15 protein-coding genes, 2 tRNA genes and 3 pseudogenes are annotated in these 18,791 nt (G+C 69.3%); 10 read left to right on the top strand and 10 right to left on the bottom strand.

The window, feature by feature from the left end:
• Positions 1-280: 280 nt before the first annotated feature.
• Positions 281-1,171, bottom strand: a complete 891-nt coding sequence (locus ABZT49_RS24915; RefSeq protein ID WP_355289978.1) for a C40 family peptidase — start codon at positions 1,169-1,171, stop codon at positions 281-283.
• A 211-nt stretch (positions 1,172-1,382) separates the two neighbouring features.
• Here ABZT49_RS24915 and ABZT49_RS24920 point away from each other — a divergent pair, with 211 nt between their 5' ends.
• From ABZT49_RS24920 to ABZT49_RS24945, 6 genes and pseudogenes are all read left to right on the top strand, one after another.
• Positions 1,383-1,760: a hypothetical protein gene (locus ABZT49_RS24920; protein ID WP_355289980.1), complete on the top strand. Its 378-nt coding sequence runs from the start codon at positions 1,383-1,385 to the stop codon at positions 1,758-1,760.
• A gap of 200 nt (positions 1,761-1,960) precedes the next feature.
• Positions 1,961-2,422 (top strand): MarR family winged helix-turn-helix transcriptional regulator, encoded by a 462-nt coding sequence (locus ABZT49_RS24925; protein WP_093569828.1) that lies wholly within the window; start codon positions 1,961-1,963, stop codon positions 2,420-2,422.
• Between the two features lie 360 nt (positions 2,423-2,782).
• Positions 2,783-3,262: pseudogene (locus ABZT49_RS24930) on the top strand (NUDIX hydrolase); the annotation flags it as partial.
• A 224-nt stretch (positions 3,263-3,486) separates the two neighbouring features.
• Positions 3,487-4,203 (top strand): MgtC/SapB family protein, encoded by a 717-nt coding sequence (locus ABZT49_RS24935; protein WP_355289995.1) that lies wholly within the window; start codon positions 3,487-3,489, stop codon positions 4,201-4,203.
• 133 nt (positions 4,204-4,336) lie between these two features.
• On the top strand, positions 4,337-4,579 hold the full coding sequence (locus ABZT49_RS24940; RefSeq protein ID WP_355289982.1) for a type II toxin-antitoxin system HicA family toxin: 243 nt from the start codon (positions 4,337-4,339) through the stop codon (positions 4,577-4,579).
• 8 nt (positions 4,580-4,587) lie between these two features.
• On the top strand, positions 4,588-4,806 hold the full coding sequence (locus tag ABZT49_RS24945) for a type II toxin-antitoxin system HicB family antitoxin (protein ID WP_407943564.1): 219 nt from the start codon (positions 4,588-4,590) through the stop codon (positions 4,804-4,806).
• Between the two features lie 97 nt (positions 4,807-4,903).
• Here ABZT49_RS24945 and ABZT49_RS24950 read toward each other — a convergent pair whose 3' ends face one another.
• From ABZT49_RS24950 to ABZT49_RS24985, 8 genes are all read right to left on the bottom strand, one after another.
• Positions 4,904-6,850, bottom strand: a complete 1,947-nt coding sequence (locus tag ABZT49_RS24950; RefSeq protein ID WP_355289983.1) for a cellulose synthase catalytic subunit — start codon at positions 6,848-6,850, stop codon at positions 4,904-4,906.
• Between the two features lie 10 nt (positions 6,851-6,860).
• Positions 6,861-8,036: a hypothetical protein gene (locus ABZT49_RS24955; RefSeq protein WP_355289998.1), complete on the bottom strand. Its 1,176-nt coding sequence runs from the start codon at positions 8,034-8,036 to the stop codon at positions 6,861-6,863.
• Positions 8,037-8,076: 40 nt separating this feature from the next.
• The gene (locus ABZT49_RS24960; protein WP_355289984.1) at positions 8,077-9,690 is read right to left on the bottom strand and encodes an HlyD family efflux transporter periplasmic adaptor subunit; all 1,614 of its coding nucleotides are present in this window, start codon (positions 9,688-9,690) and stop codon (positions 8,077-8,079) included.
• 568 nt (positions 9,691-10,258) lie between these two features.
• Positions 10,259-11,893, bottom strand: coding sequence for a porin (locus ABZT49_RS24965; RefSeq protein ID WP_355289985.1), 1,635 nt, complete (start codon positions 11,891-11,893; stop codon positions 10,259-10,261).
• 138 nt (positions 11,894-12,031) lie between these two features.
• Positions 12,032-12,928: an ABC transporter permease gene (locus ABZT49_RS24970; protein ID WP_355289987.1), complete on the bottom strand. Its 897-nt coding sequence runs from the start codon at positions 12,926-12,928 to the stop codon at positions 12,032-12,034.
• Positions 12,929-12,932: 4 nt separating this feature from the next.
• Positions 12,933-13,886, bottom strand: coding sequence for an ABC transporter permease (locus ABZT49_RS24975; protein WP_355289989.1), 954 nt, complete (start codon positions 13,884-13,886; stop codon positions 12,933-12,935).
• On the bottom strand, positions 13,883-15,166 hold the full coding sequence (locus tag ABZT49_RS24980) for a PotD/PotF family extracellular solute-binding protein (protein ID WP_407943565.1): 1,284 nt from the start codon (positions 15,164-15,166) through the stop codon (positions 13,883-13,885). Before ABZT49_RS24980 ends, ABZT49_RS24975 begins: the two co-directional genes overlap by 4 nt.
• Positions 15,167-15,196: 30 nt before the next feature.
• Complete coding sequence (locus ABZT49_RS24985) at positions 15,197-16,186, bottom strand: ABC transporter ATP-binding protein (RefSeq protein ID WP_355289991.1); 990 nt, start codon at positions 16,184-16,186, stop codon at positions 15,197-15,199.
• Between the two features lie 207 nt (positions 16,187-16,393).
• Here ABZT49_RS24985 and ABZT49_RS24990 point away from each other — a divergent pair.
• The 4 genes and pseudogenes from ABZT49_RS24990 to ABZT49_RS25010 all read left to right on the top strand — a co-directional run.
• Positions 16,394-16,468: transfer RNA gene (locus tag ABZT49_RS24990), tRNA-Thr, on the top strand.
• Positions 16,469-16,552: 84 nt separating this feature from the next.
• Positions 16,553-16,627 (top strand) — tRNA-Thr (locus tag ABZT49_RS24995).
• Between the two features lie 957 nt (positions 16,628-17,584).
• Positions 17,585-18,364 carry an ABC transporter permease gene (locus ABZT49_RS25005; protein WP_355289993.1) on the top strand — a complete coding sequence of 260 codons (780 nt, stop codon included), beginning with the start codon at positions 17,585-17,587 and terminating at the stop codon, positions 18,362-18,364.
• Positions 18,365-18,410: 46 nt separating this feature from the next.
• Positions 18,411-18,698: pseudogene (locus ABZT49_RS25010) on the top strand (transposase); the annotation flags it as partial.
• Between the two features lie 9 nt (positions 18,699-18,707).
• Here ABZT49_RS25010 and ABZT49_RS25015 read toward each other — a convergent pair.
• Positions 18,708-18,791, bottom strand: a pseudogene (locus ABZT49_RS25015) (IS5/IS1182 family transposase); the annotation flags it as partial.

Here is an 18,791-nt window from a genome sequence, read left to right on the forward strand (position 1 = left end):
CGAGGCCGGCCGCCAGCACGACGATGACGAGGGCGCGGGTGATGGCCGAACCGGTCAGCATCGCGGGCAGGTATCCTCAGGACTCGGAGCGGGGCCGCCGGCGGCGGTCCTCGGCGCCATTCTACCGCGGGTTATGGCCGGCGCGAGGCACGAGCGGCCGCGCGCGGCCAAGATCCCGCCAGATGTCCACGGATTTGATGCGGACTCTTCGTTCCGCCGGGGCGCAAGTGCCGCAGGGTTACGGGGATCGTCCGCGCACCGGCAACGGCCGGCGGCACCGTCAGGCGGCGGGGGGCAGGCGCCGGACCGTGCGGATCGTCCCATCTCCCGTGCCCGGCCCGGTCCGGCCGGCGCGGATGCGGCTTTCCGCCTCCGCCAGGGGCTCGATTGCCACCGCCATGTGGTGTCCGTTGGCGTGGATCAGCCGCGTCTCGTCCAGCATCATCCCGACATGGCCGCGCCAGAACACCAGGTCGCCCCGCCGCAGGCCGGTGAGATCGGGGGCGAGCGCCACCGCCCCGCCCAGAGCCGCCTCCTGCTGGTCGCTGTCGCGCGGCGCCGGGATGCCGGCGGCGGCGAGCGCCGTCTGCACAAGCCCGGAGCAGTCGAGCCCGAGGCTGCTGCGCCCACCCCAGAGATACGGCGTGCCGAGGAAGCGCAGGGCGGTCGCGGCGACGTCCGGCTCGAAAGCCGCGACGGGCGCGAGGTGCCCGGCCCAGACGAAGCCCCCGTCGGAGAGGCGCGCGTAAGCCCCCTCCCGCGCCGCCACCGCCACGAGGGCGCCGAAGCTGAGCGCGGCGAGGACCGGGCGCTTCAGGTCGGCGGCGGGATAGAGGAAGGTGCGCAGGCCCGAGACCCGGTGGGTGGGGGGCGGACCGACCGGGCCGAGCGCCTCTTCCGGCAGGTAGCCGACATAGCCGTCGGCGGCGAGCTGCGCGAAGGCCCAGCCGTCGCGCACGTCGTAGACCGTGGCGGCCTCGCCGAGCAGGGCCTCGCTGTCGAGGGCGGCGGCCGGATCGGGCGCCCGCCGCAGGGGGGCGACGGGCAGGACGATCCGGTGCGGCCGGCCGGGCACGTAGCGCGCCGCCTCGACGCGCCCGCGCAGGCGCTCGTCGGCGAGGTCGGGCCGGGCGGGAGTCAGGCGCGGGTCGAGGCGGGGAAGGTCGGTCATGACCGCTCCACTGTCACAGGTCCGCCGGGTCCGGACAAGCCGGGTCTTGCGGCGCGGTGCGACCTTATGTCCGATATCCCCGCCGGAACGTGCGGCCGGGTCGAATTCCCCTGGCCGCAGCGTGAGCTAACCGTGAGGCCGGAGCAACCATTCCAGTGGCGCCGGGTTGGACATGCGCGTGTTGCACTGCAACAATCACGATCTCCGCGCTATGCTCAGCCGCATGATGATGAGCCGCACCGTGAAGAAGCCGACCGACAAGCCCCGCAACCTGCCGCCGATCCGGGTGCGCAAGGAGCCCCCCACCATCTCCGAGGCGGTGGCGGCGGCGCAGGACCTCGCCGACGACGTCGAGCAGCAGGTCGAGATCGCCGCGGGCCTGATCGGCCTGCCCCCCGAGGAGGTGCGCCCGCACGTGCTCCAGGCGGCGCAGGCCCTGGCCGCCAGGCCGAAGACCGAGCGCGCGCCGGAGCGGATCATCAGCACCGGCAGCGGCCTGCGCGGCCCGCGCACGGTGATCGTCGAGCGCCGGGCCGGCCGGCCGCTGGTCGAGCGCCGACTCCGCCCGCCGCTCGACGGCCGGCGGTAAGGGTCCGGCGCCGAGATTTCGGGCGGCCGCGATCCAGTCGCCCATCTTATGCTGTTGCGGATGGCGCCCCATTCGAGAGATGATCGTTCACCATCGAACGCATCCGCATGGATTTCGGTGGTCCGTTCGGCGTGTTAGGCTGACGGCATGAGGATCCTGCGGCGAGGGCGGCGCCCAGGTGCCGTCAGTATGGTGTGAATATGAACTCTCTCGAGCCTGTCCTGTCAGGTGTGGAAGCGCTGCGGCTCGACAATCAGCTCTGCTACGCGCTCTACGCGGCCTCCCACCGCATGACGAAGTGCTACCGGCCGCTGCTCGAGCGGCTGGGCCTGACCTACCCGCAATACCTCGTGCTGATCGTGCTGTGGGAGAGCGACGGGCTGACCGTTTCCGATATCGGTCGGCGCCTGCGCCTCGATTCCGGCACGCTGACCCCGGTGCTCAAGCGCCTCGAAGCCGCCGGCTTCGTGCGCCGCACCCGGCGGCAGGCCGACGAGCGCGAGGTCGAGATCAGCCTGACCGAGGAGGGCCAGGCCCTCCAGGCCGAAGCGGTCGAGGTGCGCCGCTCGGTGGTCCGGACCCTGCAGATGTCGGAGAGCGAGATCGCCGATCTGCGCGCCCGCCTCGATGCCCTCATCGCCACCCTCGGCAGCGAGGCCTGACCCCCCGGTACGGCGATTGTTTTGCCGGGTAATAAATCCTACTTGAGCGCCGCGACCCGCAACGGGTAAAGGGACGGGAGAGGTGCGCCGTCCGCCGCGAGGGAGTCCGGACCGCGGAGCGTGCCCCCAAGGATCTTTTTCGAGGGATCCTTCTCGAAGGATCTTTCCCGGCCGATGCGGTTTCTCGCGAGGGGAACCCGCGCCGGGATCCCTCCCAACGACGGGGTACTCCCGGGCTCGCCGCCCGGGAGCGGACCAGCGAGTGCGCCGCGACGTGACATCCGTGACCTGCCCCGGGCTCGACTCGAGCCTTCGCCCCTTCTGCCCGGGTCGCCGTTCCGCCGCGGACCGCGCCGGATCATGAAGAGCCTGAAGGCCCTGGCAGGTCTCCTGACCGGTTGGTCGGAGCGCGGCGGCGAGCCGCGCCGGCAGGTCGCCGTGCTGCCGGTCCGGCCCGGGCCGGATGGCAGCCTCCAGGTCATGCTCATCACCTCCCGCGAGACCCGGCGCTGGGTGGTGCCGAAGGGCTGGCCGATGAAGGGCTTGAAGAACTACGAGGCCGCCGCCCGCGAGGCCTACGAGGAGGCGGGCCTGATCGGCCGGGTCGGCCGGCGGGCCCTCGGCAGCTACTTCTACAACAAGCGCCTGAAGAGCCGCGACGCGGTTTTGTGCCAGGTCCAGGTCTTCCGCCTGGAGGTGCGCAAGCAACTCAAGACCTGGCCCGAGCAGAACGAGCGCGAGTGCCGCTGGTTCAGCGTGCCGGAAGCGGCCGAGGCGGTGACCGAGGCCGGTCTCTCCGCCCTGATCCGCGCCGCCGGGGCCGAGGGCGCCAAGGCGCGCAAGGACAAGGCGAAGGTGGTCAAGGCGCAGAGCCTCAAGGGATCGGCCCTCCGGGGCCAGGCTCCCAAAGATTCCGCTCCCAAAGATCCCTCCGCCAAAAATTCTCCTCCCAAGGCCGCGCCCTGACCCCGCCGCTATCCGGCCGTCACACGGCCCCGCTATAGGCCGGGGTTTCGGTGCGGGCCGTCGAGGCCGGCGCGATCCTCCACGAGCGGCGCGACGCGATGGCGATCATCCAGGCCTTCCAGGCCGGCGAATTCCTCAACTCCACCCTGAGCCTGTTCTGCGCCTTCGTGCTCGGCACCCTGATCGGGGCGGAGCGCCAGTACCGGCAGCGCACCGCGGGCCTGCGCACCAACGTGCTGGTGGCGGTGGGGGCGGCGGCCTTCACCGATCTCGGCATGCGCATCGGTCATGCCGACGGGGCGATCCGCATCGTCGCCTACGTTGTCTCGGGCGTCGGCTTCCTGGGCGCCGGCGTGATCATGAAGGAGGGCATGAACGTCCGCGGCCTCAACACCGCGGCGACCCTGTGGTGCTCGGCCGCCGTCGGCGCCCTGTCGGGCGTCGATCTCGCGGCGGAAGCCACGCTCGTCACCGCCGCGGTGCTCGCCGGCAACACGCTGCTGCGGCCCCTCGTCAACGCGATCAACCGCATCCCGATCGACGAGCGCGATTCGGAGGCGACCTACGAGGTCCGCGCCACCACCGACACCGACCGCCTCTCGGAGGTGCGCGACCTCCTGGTCGAGCGCCTGGAGGCGGCCCACTACCCGGTGAGCGAGGTCGACGTCGAGGAGCGCGGCGAGGACGACGTCGAGGTGGTCGCCACCCTGGTCAGCACGGCGATCGAGCCGGAGGAGATCGACGCGGTGATCGCCAGGCTCGGCGCGGCGGACGGCATCCGCCGGGCGACCTGGACGGTGCGGACGACGGATTGAAGGGGGTTTTGGAAACGATCTTTCGGTACCCAGGTCGCAAGTACCGTGACTGCCGAGTCGACTTGCCCGTGCTGTACGGCCTTCAGGCCTGCGGCTCGGTGGGCATGCGGCGATCCACGCCCGGAGGGGCGGCATGAGCAGAGCCGAGAAGCGCCTTGAGGCGATGCGCCGAAATCCGGCAGGTGACTGGACGATCGAGGATGTGAAGGTCGTGTGCCGCGCGTACGGTGTTGCCTGCGGGCCGCCGGCGAGCGGCTCACACTACGACGTTTCGCACCCCGATCAGCCCGATATCCTGACGATACCTTTTCGACGGCCTATCAAGCCCGTATATATCCGCAAGCTGATCGCGTTCATCGATCGCATGAAGGGATGAGCATGTTCGTGAGCGACTACTACGTCGACGTCACGCACCTCCCGACCGAGGACGGGGGGGGATGGCTCGCGACGGTCCCCGACCTCCCGGGGTGCATGTCGGATGGCGACACGGTCGAGGAGGCGCGCGAGAATGTGCGCGATGCCATTGCGTGCTGGATCGCGGCGGCGAGACGCCTGGGTCGCGCCGTGCCGCCGCCAGCGAGCGTGAGCGAGCGGCGGGCCTGACGTCGACGCTCACTTCGCCCAAGCGTGCGAAGAGCGGCTCGACCCGGCGGCGGCGTGAGGATGCCGCGCGACCCGGCCGGCGACACCCCGCCCCGCCTCACGACAGCCCGAACCCGCGCCGCACCAGCCCGGCCATCGCCCCCGACAGGCGGGCCCGGCGGGCGATGCTGTCCCGCGGCGTGCCGTAGAGCATCAGCACCAGGGCGCGGCGCCGGACGAAGTCCGGATCGAGCCGCACCAGGCCCTCGCCCAGGGGGGCGACGGGCACCGGCCCGACGCCCGGCAGGTGCAGCACCGCGCCCGCCGGGATCGCGACGTCCGGCGCGAGGGTGGCACGGTCGGTCGAGAGATGGGTGACCCGAGCCGGCACCGAGCGCCCGTCCGCCTCCAGCACCGCGTCGAGCGCGCAGGGAAACAGGAGGTCGGCGCGCGGGTACTCGAAGCAGACCAGGAAGGCCACAAAGGTCAGCACCATCGCGACGCCGGCCCAGACCAGGTTAAAGTAGTCCATCGACGACACTTCCGTCGCGGCCTCCGGCGCCACGAAGGCCCAGACGATGCTGAAGGCCGAGAGGAGCGAGAACCCGCCGAACAGGGCGGCGAGGCGCCAGCGCACCATCATCCGCGAGCGGTCGCCGCCCTTGTCGGTCACCTTGAACGGCCGGCCGAACGGCTTCACGGCGGCCACCGCCAGCGTCACGGTGATCGGTAGCGCCGTCATGGTGTGGGTGACCTCCATGAACAGCGGCAGGGTGCGCGAGCCCGAGATCCAGCCGTTATAGGCCCAGACTGCGAGCAGCATCGGCAGGCCGAAGCGCAGGAAGGACAGGTAATCGGCCTGGAAGGCCGGCAGCCCGGCGAACCAGTAGATCGAAGGCGCGATCAGCATCAGCACGATGAACGGCTTGCACAGCCAGTTCAGCACCCCGTGGACGAAGTGCAGGCGCTGGACGAGCGTGTAGCCGGAGCCGAAGAGCGGACCGGAGCGCAGCAGCGCCACCTGCATCGTACCGAGGCACCAGCGGGTGCGCTGGGTGATGTATTCCGGCAGGCCTTCCGCCGAGAGGCCCATGCTGAGGCGCTCGTTGAGCCAGTGAGTGCGGTAGCCCGCCCGCATCATGCCGCAGGAGAGGTTGAGGTCCTCGCAGATCGCCGCGTCCGGGAAGCCGCCGATCTCGTCCAGCCGGTCGCGCCGCACGATGAACGAGGTGCCGACGCAGAACGAGCAGCCCCAGGCGTCCTTGGCCGGCTGGAACACGTCGAAGAAGATGCGCTGGTCGTCGACCCAGCTCTCGGAAGCCGCGAGGTTGTGCTGGATCGGGTCGGCGTTGAAGAAGAATTGCGGCGACTGCACCACAGCCGCGCGGGGATCGTCGAACAGGCCGACCATCCGCGTCAGGATGTCGGGCTGCGGCGCGAAATCGGCGTCGAGGACCAGGATCAGGGGGGCGTTGGTCTCCCCCGCGGTCGCCCGCAGGCCGTTGTTGAGGTTGCCGGCCTTGGCGCCCGTGTTGTCGGGCCGGCGCAGGTAGCGCGCACCGACCGTCTCGCAATAGTCGCGCAGCCAGTCGCGGCGGGTGTCGTCGAGCACCCAGACGGTCTTGTGGGGATAGTCGATGGCGAGCGCCGGCAGGATCGACTTCTCGAGCACGTCGAGCGGCTCGTTGTAGGTGCAGATGAAGACGTCGACCGCCGGCCAGTCGTTCGCGGCCTCGTGGCGGCCTTGCGCCAGATCGGCCTCCGCCGAGCGGTCCTTGTGGCGCATCAGGATCGCGATCGACATCAGCGTGTAGGTGATCGCCACCGCCTCGAAGGTGAAGAACAGGTACGGCCACAGCGCCTCGGCCGAGAGTTCGAGGGGCGGGAGGGTGTCGGTCCAGCGCCACGCGACGTAGGTGACGACGAGCGCCGCCGTGAGGCCGCCGAAGACCCATCGGTCGTAGGCGCGCTGCGGCACGAGCAGGGCCGGCAGGGCGTAGAGTGCCAGCGCAACCGCGAGGTTGAGGGCGAGCACCGTCGAGACGTCGCCGGGAGTGCCGAACATGCGCGCGACCTCAGGGTTGGGCCGGCAGGATCCTGCCGTCGAAGGGGTTCCAGCCCGCCTGCGCCAGCACGGCCCAGGCCGTGGCGCCGAGATGCGGGCGGCGGAAGTAGAGGAAGTCCGGCGTGGTGCTCCCCGGGCCGATCGTCAGGCCGGTGGTGAGCTTGGCCTCGCGGGTGGCGTAGAGGAGGCCAGACGGCGCACGCTCCCGCAGCGCAGTCCTGAGCAGGGCCGCGCTGCGGGCGTGATCGCCGGCGGCTCGGTAGGCAAGGGCGGCCTGCGCCGTGCCCTCGACCCATAGCCCGTCGCGGTCGTCGTTGAAGTCGAACCCGCCGGGCACGGCGAGGCGGTTCTCAGCGCAGGCCAGCGCCCGGCGCCAGGGGGCCGGCGGATCGGCCACCGCGAGCAGCGGCCAGGCTTGCGTGTCGAGGGCGATCTCGGCCGTGTCGCGCATCCGCCCGTCGGGCCCGGTTCCCATCCGGAAGCAGCCCGCGCCCTCATCGAACGCCGCGTCGACGAAGGCGCGGGCGGAGCGCGCCGCCCCGGCGCCTTCAGGACCGAGCCAAGTGCCGAGCGCCACGACGTCGAGGTTGTGCTCGGTCGAGGCCCAGGGCAGCGGGGTCTGCTCGGGATCGTAGCCGTCGCGCCCGCCGTTGAATCCGGTCGCGGCGGCCGCGTTGGCGGTGATCCAGCCCAGGAGCCGGGCGGCGCCCGCCCGGTAGCGCGCCTCGCCGGTGGCCGCGTGCAGCGTCATCAGCGCGAGGCCGACCCAGGCGACGTTGCCGGTGGCGCTGCCGACCTGGTAGCGGTCCTCCGACCAGCTTTTGGTCTTTTCGTCCCACCAGCCCGGCAGCAGCACCGGCCGCGCGGTCGCCGGGCCGGCCCGGTAGGCGTTGCGCACCCGTCCATCCGCGAAGGTGCGGTCGGCATCGAGCGCGCCCAGGAACGCGTCGCCGATCCGGCGGGCGCGCTCCCGGTCGCCGCAGGCGGCGAGCGCGATGACGGCGAGCGCGTTGTCGTAGGCGAAGGCGGTGTTGCGCAGGGGCAGCGGCACCGCGGCCTCGCCGGGGCCGGGGCCGTAGCTCGCCGCGAAGGCGGGTCCGCTCGGCGCGGCTGCGTCGAGGGCGGCGGCGACCGCCCCGCACGGGGCGGGGGCGGCCTGCGCCGGCCCCGCGAGGCCGGTCGCCAGGGCGAGGGCGGCGAGGAGGGCCTTCACGCGCTTGAGCCCCTCAGCGCTCGGCCCGCTGCTCGCGGCGTCCCCGCTTCGGATCGGCCGGACCCGGCCCGAATTCCTGTGGGCGCTGGGGCGGCAGCGGCATGGCGTCGGCGCGCGGGGCCAGCGCCGGCCGGGTCGAGGCCGTGGTCTCAGGCGCCGGGACCTGAGTTGCGGGGACTTGAGTTGCCTGTACCTGGGGCGCGGCCATCGCCGGGGCCTGCTGCGGTGCCTGGATGTCGGCCGGAGCGTCGGGCGCCGGCTCGGTGGCGGCGACCGCGGTCTCGGCGGTGAGGGGCTTCAGCGCCGCCGTCACGAGGGTACCGGCCCGGGTCACGAGGCTCGCGGCGTGGTCGCCGGCCGAGCGCCACAGCATCGAGGTCGAGGGCACCCAGCCCGCCTCGCGGGTCACGCTGACCCAGCGGCCGACGCCGCAGCTATTGGCGGTGATCGCGCTGCCCGCTTCCGTCGCGGGAGCGGACGGAGCCGGATCGGGCTTGACCAGGACGTAGAGCTCGCGCCGCTCGGTCTGCGGGAACGGTACGGCGTAGCCGGCATCGGCCTTGTCGCTGGTCTTCGGCAGGATCTCGGTCACGGTGCCAGGCCGCGGGCCGGACGGCTCGCCGTCGATGGTGACGCGGCTGCCGACCTGCAGGTTCTGGCCCTGGCGGTAGGAGAAGATCGCGACGACGAAGCTCTGCCCGCAATCGACCAGGGCGGCGAGGCTGTCGCCGGCGGTCACGTGGCGGCCGACGCTCGCTCCGACATTGAGCACGAAGCCGCCGCCCGGCGCGCGGATCTCGGTGCCTGAGAGGCTGTCGATGCGGGTGTTCTCGCGGGCGAGCAGGCGCTGCTGCTCGGCGAGGGCCGCCTTCAGCTCGGTCTCCTCGATCTGCAGGCGCTGCGCGTCGTAGAAGATCGCCATGCGCTTCTGGGTGATCTCGGCGAGCCCGCTGAGGTCGTCGCCGGCATAGACCTTGCGCAGGAGCCCGTCGAGCTGGCCGGTCTTCTGGACGAGCCGGGCTTCCGCCGCCTTCTGCTCCTGCTGCGCCGCCGCGTAGGCCTGCGAGGTCGACTTGACCATGTCGGGGCTGGCGACGTTGCGCGACACCATGCTGACCTGGCGGTCCATCAGGACCTTCTTCTCCTCGGCTGAGGCCTGGGCCGAGGCGATCTTGGCCTTGAGAGCCTCGATCTCGGAGCGGAACATCTGGGCGATGCCCTCAGACTGGAGCTTGATCGCGGTGTCGAGGCTCTCGAGATAGGCGAGGTTCGACAGGCGCTTGCGCTCTGCCGCGAGCGAGCGCTCGCGCAGGTCGGTCACCTTGCTGTCGAGCTGGATCGCCGTCGTGCGGTCGACCCGCGGGTTGGCGATCCGCGCGAGCAGCGCGCCGGGCCCGACGCTGTCGCCGGGCTTCACGGGAATCGCCGCGACGTCGCCCGAGATCGGCGCGGTCAGCAGCGCCACCGGTGCGTTGACCACCGCCCGGTCCGACTGGTCGGCCACCAGCGGCGGCAGGACGGAGGTTCCGATCAGCAGGGCGAGGACCGAGGCCAGACCGACGCTCGACAGCCGGACGAGACCACGGTGCCGGTGCGGCGCCTGCGGGCTGGAAGACGATTGGGTCACGGGGACCTCCGATCGAAGCGTTGCGGACGAGCACCGACGATCAGGGTTGCGCTGACGGCGCGGCCCGTGTCTCTCGTTGATGCGATTGTTCTTGAAATACCGCACTGCGAAATTCGATCAAATTTTTTAACTGCTTGTTTGGAGTCGATTCTGATCTGACAAAATTTTTACACCCGTGCCGTGGAACGGTTTTGCGACGGCGTTTTTTACCAGTTGGAACCCGCGCAGGACTTCGGCCTCAAGGCCTATGTTGCGATGCAGCAAAGATCGGAATGCGGCGATGATCGGGCGGGCGAGGTGTTCTGGAAAATATACCTAGCTGCGCCGAATGCGAAGACTGGACGGTTGTGTCACCGCCACGCCGACGATGACGTCGAGGCATCTTCGTTAGAGTTACGCGATTCGCGTGTCATAATGTGACATCAGTCGTGGGCGGACGGGCGCGCGGCTGCGAATCGGAGCCGCGAGCGCTCCCGCCGGGCGGATCGAGCGCCCAGAATGGCATCCCGCGGCGCTTCCCATGCGGCATTATGCCAGGCGGCGCGCGTTGAGACGCGATCCCGCGCGGTCAGAACTCGCGCTGCACCCGCATGCGGAACTGGAACACGTCCGTGCTGCTCACGGTCCGCAAGGGGGCGCCGGCCGCGGTGACCGGCACGCCGTCGACCACGTCGGCGACGACGGCGCCGGGGTAGCGGCCGAGATCGATCGTGCGGCCGGACTGGAGCCCGACGCGGCTGTAGAGACCTTCGAGCCCGATATCGAGGTCGCGCACCGGCGACCAGATCAGGTTGAGCCCCGTCACGAGCTGGTTGGTGTCGCGCAGGGTGCCGCTGAGCGCGAAGGCCGCGGGCCGCAAGGCCGGGTTCGGGATGCCGGCGAAGGTGAGGAGGCCGAGCCCGGTCCGCGCCGCCTTGCCGAACGCGATCTCGCCGTAGCTGCCGAAGAACGCGGAGCGCCAGTTCGGATTCCAGTTGTGCAGGTAGGAGGCGAGGATCGTCCAGCTCGTCGAACGGTCGAGGCGGCCGGTCACCGGGTCGAGCACCGCGTCGACGAAATCCTGCGGCACCGCGGTTCCCTGGCCGAGCGAGGCGGTCGCGGTGTAGCTGGCGGTGTAGTTGGCGTAGCCGGTATAGAGCGTCGCGCCCTCGCCGTAGGCGCCCTGCAGGTAGAGCGCGTCCCCGGCCGCGATCATCGGCAGGTTGACCTTCGCGCCGCCCTGGACCGCGAAGCCGTAGGCCGCGGCCGGGCGCGGGGTCGCGGCCGCGCTGGCCGGCGCCCCGGAAAAGCGCGTCAGCGACGAGGCGTTGCCGATGGTGATCTCGTGCAGGGCGGCGGAGGCCTGCAGCGAGCCCCAGGACGCGTCGTAGCGAAGAACCCCGACGATGTCGGGCAGGCGCGAGCGCTGCGCCGCGTCGTAGAACGCCTCGCCCACAGGCACCCCGGCGGCGTCGGTAACGACGAGGGGGGCGAAGTTGCCGCTGCCGGGGAAGAAGACCTGGAACTGGCTCGCGGTGTTGCCGGCGACGCCGTTGCCGAAGACCGGATTCTTGCGGTGGATCGGGTCCTCGATCGACAGCGTCGCCTGAAAACCCTCCCCGACCTTCGCCGTGTAGGCGATCAGGTTGGTGGAGAAGAGGTCGGAGCCGAGCGAGGCCCCCACGATCTCGAAGTCGTGGGCGTAGAAATCGTAGAACGAGGCGGCCCGGCCCGCGGTGAGGCCGGCGAACTGGATGAACGCCTTGTCAACGTTCACGTAGGTCTGGCCCCGGCCGAAGGTGTCGACGCCGAGCGCCGGGAAGGCGCGGCCGAGGCGCTGCTGCGAGCCCGACGTCACGTAGTTGCCGGTGCGGCTGATCAGGTCGAAGCGCACGAAGGCGCGCAAAGTACCGTAGGCGGTCTGCGTACGCGCGTCGAGGTTGAGGCGGCCGGCGGCCCAGAAGTTGGTGAGGTCGCCGTTGACGCCGGAGCGAGCGTAGGACTGGACGTAGCCGGTCTGGACCTGCGCCCGGCCGGAGACCCGCAGGCAGGTGTCGGTGCCGGGGATGAAGAAGAAGCCAGTGCCGTGCGCGGTGCAGACCCGGACATACACGATCGGCGCCGCCTGGCGCCCCGGCAGGTCCGCGGCAAGCACTCCGTGCCCGGCGCCGTGCAGGGCGGCGAGCCCGGCCACCGACCCGAGAAGCCGCCAGCCCCCGCGCATCCCCTGCTCCCCCCGGTCCCGTCCGCGCGACGCGGAGCGTTGACGCTGGGAACACTGCGCGACGTAAGGACAGGGTTCAACGGCGCCGGGGGCCTGCCTGCCGGATTGTGACAGATGTGTGTCCGGCTTGCCACCGGGTCAGGTGCCGGGCAGCGTCACCCGCCGGGCGCGCCGGTGCTGGATCGCGAGGTAGCTGCCGAAGGCGAGCCCGATGACGAGGAGCGACACGCCCGTCGTCACGGTGCCGAGCGCGTAGATCTCCGGCGTCGTCACGGTGGTGGTGAGGCCCTGCAGCTCCAGCGGCAGGGTGTTGCGCCCGCCGATCGCTTGGCTGGTGCGGGCGAGCTCGTCCCAGGACAGGGTGAAGCCGAACAGCGCCACGCCGACGAGGGAGGGCAGGATGATCGGCACCACGACGTGGCGCAGGGATTGCGGCCCGGTGGCGCCGAGGTCGCGGGCGGCCTCCTCGTAGGCCGGGTTGAAGCGGTTGAACACCGCGAACATGATGAGGAGGCCGAAGGGCAGGGTCCAGGTCAGGTGGGCGCCGAGGCCCGAAGTGAACATCCCCATCACGGTGCCGTGGTCTTGGAGGAAGTCCCAGCCGGTGCGGGCGGCGAGCGCCTTCAGCCCCTCGTCGATCAGCCGGAACTCGAGCCCGATGCCCAGCGATACCACGATCGAGGGCACGATCAGGCTTGCCACCGCGGTGTAGAACAGCGGCGTCTGCCCGCGAAAACCCTTGCGGAAGGCCAGTCCTGCGAAGAACGCGATGGTAACCGTGAGGCCCATCACGACGACACCGAGCGCCAGCGAGCGCCGGAACGCCGCCCAGATGTCGACCACGCCGAGCCCGGCCCAGAGGCGCGAGAACCAGAAGGTCGAGACCCCGTTCATCGGGAAGGTGAGGCCGCCCTGCGGACCCTGGAAGCTGAGCGCCAGGATCGTCAGGGTCGGCCCGTAGAGAAAGAGCACGAACAGCCCGAAGAAGGCCGCGAGCACGTAGAACGAGAAGGGGCGGGGCCCGTCGCGGCGCATGGTGTCAAAGCTCCCGGCGCAGGTCGATCAGGCGGGTGAGCGCGGCGATCAGCACCATCACGGCGCCGAGCAGCACCACCGCGTTGGCGGCGGCCGCGGGGAATTGCAAATAGGCCATCTGCACCTGGATCACCTTGCCGACCGAGGCGATCTGCTGGCCGCCCATCACGCCCACCGTGACGAAGTCGCCCATGATGAGCGTCAGGACGAAGATCGACCCGATGGCGATGCCGGGCTTGCAGAGCGGCACGATGACGTTCCACAGGGTCTGCCAGGGCGTGGCGCCGGCATCCGTCGCCGCCTCGATCAGCGAGCGGTCGATCCGCATCATCGAGTTGAAGATCGGCACGATCATGAACACCGTGTCGAGGTGGATGAAGGCCAGCACCACCGAGAAGTCGGAATAGAGCAGCCCCTCGATCGGGGTGCGGATCAACCCGAGACCCATCAGCGTGTCGTTGACGAGACCGTTGCGGCCGAGCAGCGGGATCCAGGCGATCATCCGGATCACGTTCGAGGTCCAGAACGGGATGGTGCAGATCAGGAACAAAACCGTCTGCATCGCCGTCGAGCGGACGTGGAAGGCGACGAAGTAGGCGACCGTGAAGCCGATCCCCAGCGTCGCGGCCCAGCCGAGCAGGCAGAACTTCAGCGTCGACAGGTAGGTGCGGAAGGTGGTGCAGAGGTCGCCCCCCGACAGGCAGCCCTCGAACACGTCGGCGTAGTTCTGCAGCGTGAAGGCCGGGATGATCTCGTACTCGTTGTACTTCCAGAAGCTGACGATCATGGTCAGCGCCAGCGGCACCAGGAAGAACACGAGGAAGACGAGCCCCAGCGGCATCGCCTGCCAGTAGGCGAGGCGGCGCTGGCGCTTCGTCGCCGCGGCGAGGCCGACGGGGCCGGAGGCGGCGTGCGCCGCCTCCGGGAGGGATTGGGTGGGGGCGGCCGCCGTGGTCATGCGGCGATGAACTCGTTCCACTTGCGCACCATGTAGGTGTTCTCGTCCATCACCGAGTTCCAGCAGGCGACGGCACCCATGCGGCTCTCGAACGAGCCGCCGTCGCGCACCGCGCCGGCCTTCTCCATGATGGTGCCGTCCGGGGCCTTGATGTCCTTCTCGGCCGGCTTGCCTTCCATCCAGAATGCCCATTCGTAGGGCTCCATGTGGGCTTTTGCCGTCTCGAGCACCGCCGAATAGTAGCCTTGGCGATTCAAATAGGCACCGGCCCAGCCAGAAAGGAACCAATTGATGAAATCGTAGGCAGCGTCGAGCTTCTTTCCGGTCAGAGTCTTGGGTAGACCGAAGCCCGAGGCCCAGGCACGGTAGCCTTCCTTCAGCGGCTGGTAGGTGCAGGCGACGCCCTGCGAGCGCACCTTGGTGACGGCGGGTGACCACATCGACTGGATCACCGTCTCGCCCGACGCCATCAGGTTCACGGATTCGTTGAAGTCCTGCCAGAAGGCGCGGAACTGGCCGGCGCGCTTGGCCTCGATCAGCACCTTCATGGTGCGGTCGATCTCCGCCTTCGTCATGTTGCCCTTGTCGGGATAGGTGTAGTCGCCGGTCGCCTCCACCACCATCGCGGCGTCCATGATGCCGATCGACGGGATGTTGAGGATCGAGGCACGCCCCTTGAACTCTGGGTTCAGGAGTTCCTTCCACGAGGTGATCGGGCGCTTGATCAGGTCGGGCCGGATGCCGAGCGTGTCGGCGTTGTAGGTGGTGGGGATCAGGGTGATCCACTCGGTCGGGGAGGCGGCGAACTTGGTCGAGTTCTGGCCTTCCAGGTAGAACACCTTCTTGGGTGCCGTACCCTGGTCGCCGATCTTTTTGCCCCCGACCTCGCCCTTGGTGAAGACCGGGGTGATCTTGTCGGCGTTCTTGATGCGCCTGGCATCCATGCCGACGAGGTTGCCCGACGGCATCAGCTTCTTGAGGCTGAAATACTCGGAATCGACGATGTCGAACGAGTTCGGCTGGGTGACGACGCGCTTCGAGACCTCGTCGGTCACGACCGGGATGTACTCGATCGTGATGCCGAGATCCTCCTTCACCTTGCGGGCGATGTCGCCGCTCTGGTTCACGGCGGTGCCGAGGTAGCGCAACGTCACCGGCTCGGCGGCGATGATCGCCGGGAAGCCCGTGATGGCGCCCGAGCCGGCGGCGAGGCCGGCCGCGGCGCCGGCTCCCTGCAGCAGCGTGCGGCGCGACAGGCGGGGCGTCTTCATATCTGCCATGGCGAAAGTCTCCCTTTGTCGAAGTCGTGCTCAGGCGTCGAGGCGGTGGGCCTCGTTCGCCGGCCAGCCCACCCGCACCGTGTCTCCGAGGGCGAGGGGTCGGCCGGCATAGGCGTGGTCGCTCAGGATCGCCGTGAGGGCGGCCCCCGGCTCGGCCGAGAGGTCCGGCGCCTCCAGGCTCACATGGACGGTGCTGCCCTGGTACTCGACCGCGACCACCCGGGCGCTCGCCCCCTCCGGCCCGGCCTCGTCGCCGAGGCGCATCCGGTCGGCCCGCACTGCGATGCGCCGGTCGGGGAGCGCGATGACGTTGTGGCCGCCGATGAAGCGGGCGACGAAGGCAGTGGCCGGCCGCTCGAACACCGTGCGGGGATCGGCCGCCTGCTCGATGCGGCCGCCATTCATCACCACCACGAGGTCGGAGAGCGCCATCGCCTCCTCCTGGCTGTGGGTGACGTGCACGAAGGTGATGCCGAGCTCGCCCTGGAGCCGCTTGAGCTCGGTGCGCATCCGCACCCTGAGGAACGGGTCGAGGGCCGAGAGCGGCTCGTCGAGGAGCAGCACCTTCGGCCCGGTGACGAGGGCGCGGGCCAGCGCCACCCGCTGCTGCTGGCCGCCCGAGAGCTGCGCCGGCAGGCGCCCGGCGAGGTGGTCCATCTGGACCAGCGCCAGCATCGCCTCGGCGCGCTTCTGGCGCTCCGCCTTCGGGACGCCCCGCATCTTCAGCCCGAAGGCGACGTTGTCGCGGCAGGTGAGGTGGGGAAACAGCGCGTAGCTCTGGAACATCATCGCGGTGCCGCGCTGGGCCGGCGGCAGGTCGCCGACGGCCTTCGGGCCGATCACCACGTCGCCGGAGGTGACGGTCTCGTGCCCGGCGATCATCCGGAGCGTCGTGGTCTTGCCGCAGCCCGACGGCCCGAGCAGGCAGCAATACGAGCCCGAGCGGATCTTCAGGTCGATGGAATCGACCGCGACGGTGTCGCCGTAGCGCTTGGTCAGGCTGGCGAGTTCGATGTCCACGCGCTCTCCCCTCGGCGGCTCCCTTTGCGCGACGGTCCAAGCAAGGTGTGGGCCAGGGGCGCCGAGCCCGAGGGGTTCGGGAGGGCGGCGATTCCTGTCGGCGAACCTGTTGCAATGCGCCGGGCGATCCGCTATCCCCCGCTCGTCTTCGGCGCACCACGGTTCGCCCGGCCACGAGGCCACGGGCGGGACGAGCGGCGCCGACGGGCCGTTGTAGCTCAGTGGTAGAGCGCGTCATTGGTAATGACGAGGTCGGGAGTTCAATCCTCCCCAGCGGCACCATCTTCACCGTGAGAGTCAGAGATTTCGCTCGGTGTGTCTGAAGGCTGTTCGGTCCCATCCGGGATGGCAGCACGGCACCGGCGCGCCGTTGTAGCTCAGTGGTAGAGCGCGTCATTGGTAATGACGAGGTCGGGAGTTCAATCCTCCCCAGCGGCACCATTCTTCCCGGCATCCGCACGCACAGGATCCGCCTCGACGAGCGGGGCTGCCGCGACCACCGACGGGTCAAGGCGCTGTTCTGCCGCCTGAATGACGTCCGCCGCATCGCTCCTCCCGCGACGACACGCTCGCCCGCAACGTCGCCTCGGCTCTCGCTGTCGCCGCCGTCATCGCGTTCTGATGCTGATCAGCGTCTCGACCCTCGTTATCCGTCCGGCATCCTCCTCACCGATGCGGGCGTTCCTGTTCGCCTGCGCCGTGGGCTTCCCTCCGACATCCGGCTCATGGTCTGATGCATCGCCCTCTATGCTGCCTCAAGCGACGGCCGGGCTGATCCGCCCATCGTCCTGACAATCCGCAGGTCCTCATGACCGCGAGCACATCCGAGCGGGCACTACCGCTTGTCTTGAAGCACGCGGGCGGGGACGTGGACGCCCCCCTCCGCCTCCCGAGCCCGTGGCCGGGCGGGCCGACGACGAAGGCGGAGGGAGGCGCTCACCGTCGGCGACCGTGGCCTCGATCTACCGCCGGGCTCGTGCCAAACAGGCCAGCTGCAACGGACACGCGCTCCGGCCGATGACGAGCCCGGCACGCAGAACGGCGCGGATCATGCCAAGCCGCAGGCCACGCGCGTTGTCTGGCGAACATGCGCGAAGGGCATTCCGCCCGCTCTCGTGACGATCGCCTCGCCCGACGATCCGGAGTCCCACTGCGCCAGAATGAGCGCGACCGCGTGGATCGGCGACGAGGTCCATCTCACCGAGCCCTGCGAACCGCGGCCATCCCGGACCTTCAGCCCCGCCGGCCGCCGCCGAGCGGGGCATTGTGCGCTCGCCCTGACCGTGCGGCTCACGACGCCCGTCACCCAGCCGCCGCAATCCCCGCTTAGGCCGCAAGCCGGCCGCGATTTTCCGAGAACCGCGACCGGATCGATTGCGCCAGCCGAGCAGGGGTTCCATGGCACATCAGATGAAATCGGCGATCGAGATACAGCTGGATGTGCTGGGCGCCCTCATGCTGCGCGATATCCGCACGCGGTTCGGAGGCACGATGTGGGGCTACGGCATCGCCGTGGCTTGGCCCTGCGCGCACATCCTCATCATCATGACGGCCTACAAGATCACGCACAGGCCGACGCCGATCGGTGACAGCATCGTGCTGTTCGCGGTTTCCGGCTTGTCGCCTTACATTATCATGAACTACATGTCTCGCAAGATGATGGAAGGTCCGCTACAGAACAGGCAGCTCATCTATTTTCCGCAAGTAAAGTTTTTTGATGTCGTTATGTCGCGCGCGATCGTAGAGATCTGTACGAGTGCTCTTAGTATATTTATGGTGTTTTTTATATCGACATGTGTCGGCGCTGAAATTATCCCAATAGATCCCTTCATGTTTTGTGTGAGCATGTTGTTTTCATTGGCTTTTGCGATGGGGCTTGGCTTTACGAACGTTTTTATCTCGCAAATATTTCCGCAATGGCAGATGGTATTTATTGTCCCAGGACTTATCATGTACTTCACCAGCGGAACGGTCATACCCATTGAGGCGATGCCGGCGGTCGTCTACGACTATGTGCAGTGGAACCCACTGATGCAAATCGTCAAGGTCTGCCGCTCAGGCTTCTACCCGGGATACGGGGCGGACGCCGAGATCCTGTACGTGCTCATCGTCACCGGAACGCTGGCGTTGGTTGGCCTCTTGGGTATGCGTTTCGTGGTGCCACGCTTCCTGAATTGATGCACCTCACACAACTCCGGCCGCGCTGACGCCGCCACAGCAAGCGACGGCGGCGATCGGGACCCTGGTCGAGCGCACGACACGTTTTACGATGCTGCTGCATCTTCCGCCCATGGGCGGCCATGGGGTGACACCGCGGCGTGCCAAGACCGGCCCGGCGCTGGCGGGGCACGGGGCCGCGGCGGTCCGCAAGGCGATCACCGGCACGATCGCGCGCTTGCCGGAGCATCTGCTGCGCTCATTGACCTGAGACCAGGGGGCCGAGATGGCCGAGCATGCGCGGTTACGGATCGACGCGACTCTGCAGGTGTATTTCTGTGATCCACGCTCACCCTAGAGCGTGTTATGAACTATTTACGATGCGTCCGAGCTTGCTGAGCATGTCACACACGAAGGCGACCATGTAGATCCCAGCCAGTGTGGTCGC

The sequence above is a fragment of the Methylobacterium sp. EM32 genome (assembly GCF_040593685.1).
Classification (GTDB): Bacteria; Pseudomonadota; Alphaproteobacteria; order Rhizobiales; family Beijerinckiaceae; genus Methylobacterium.

Bases quoted from the DNA above. Each gene is read 5' to 3' on its own strand.
- ABZT49_RS24970 (WP_355289987.1), bottom strand. From the start codon at position 12,928: ATGCGCCGCGACGGGCCCCGCCCCTTCTCGTTCTACGTGCTCGCGGCC.
- ABZT49_RS24965 (WP_355289985.1), bottom strand. From the start codon at position 11,893: ATGCGCGGGGGCTGGCGGCTTCTCGGGTCGGTGGCCGGGCTCGCCGCC.
- ABZT49_RS24925 (WP_093569828.1), top strand. From the start codon at position 1,961: ATGAACTCTCTCGAGCCTGTCCTGTCAGGTGTGGAAGCGCTGCGGCTC.
- ABZT49_RS24980 (WP_407943565.1), bottom strand. From the start codon at position 15,166: ATGGCAGATATGAAGACGCCCCGCCTGTCGCGCCGCACGCTGCTGCAG.
- ABZT49_RS25005 (WP_355289993.1), top strand. From the start codon at position 17,585: ATGGCACATCAGATGAAATCGGCGATCGAGATACAGCTGGATGTGCTG.
- ABZT49_RS24920 (WP_355289980.1), top strand. From the start codon at position 1,383: ATGCTCAGCCGCATGATGATGAGCCGCACCGTGAAGAAGCCGACCGAC.
- ABZT49_RS24940 (WP_355289982.1), top strand. From the start codon at position 4,337: ATGAGCAGAGCCGAGAAGCGCCTTGAGGCGATGCGCCGAAATCCGGCA.
- ABZT49_RS24935 (WP_355289995.1), top strand. From the start codon at position 3,487: ATGGCGATCATCCAGGCCTTCCAGGCCGGCGAATTCCTCAACTCCACC.
- ABZT49_RS24975 (WP_355289989.1), bottom strand. From the start codon at position 13,886: ATGACCACGGCGGCCGCCCCCACCCAATCCCTCCCGGAGGCGGCGCAC.
- ABZT49_RS24950 (WP_355289983.1), bottom strand. From the start codon at position 6,850: ATGTTCGGCACTCCCGGCGACGTCTCGACGGTGCTCGCCCTCAACCTC.
- ABZT49_RS24915 (WP_355289978.1), bottom strand. From the start codon at position 1,171: ATGACCGACCTTCCCCGCCTCGACCCGCGCCTGACTCCCGCCCGGCCC.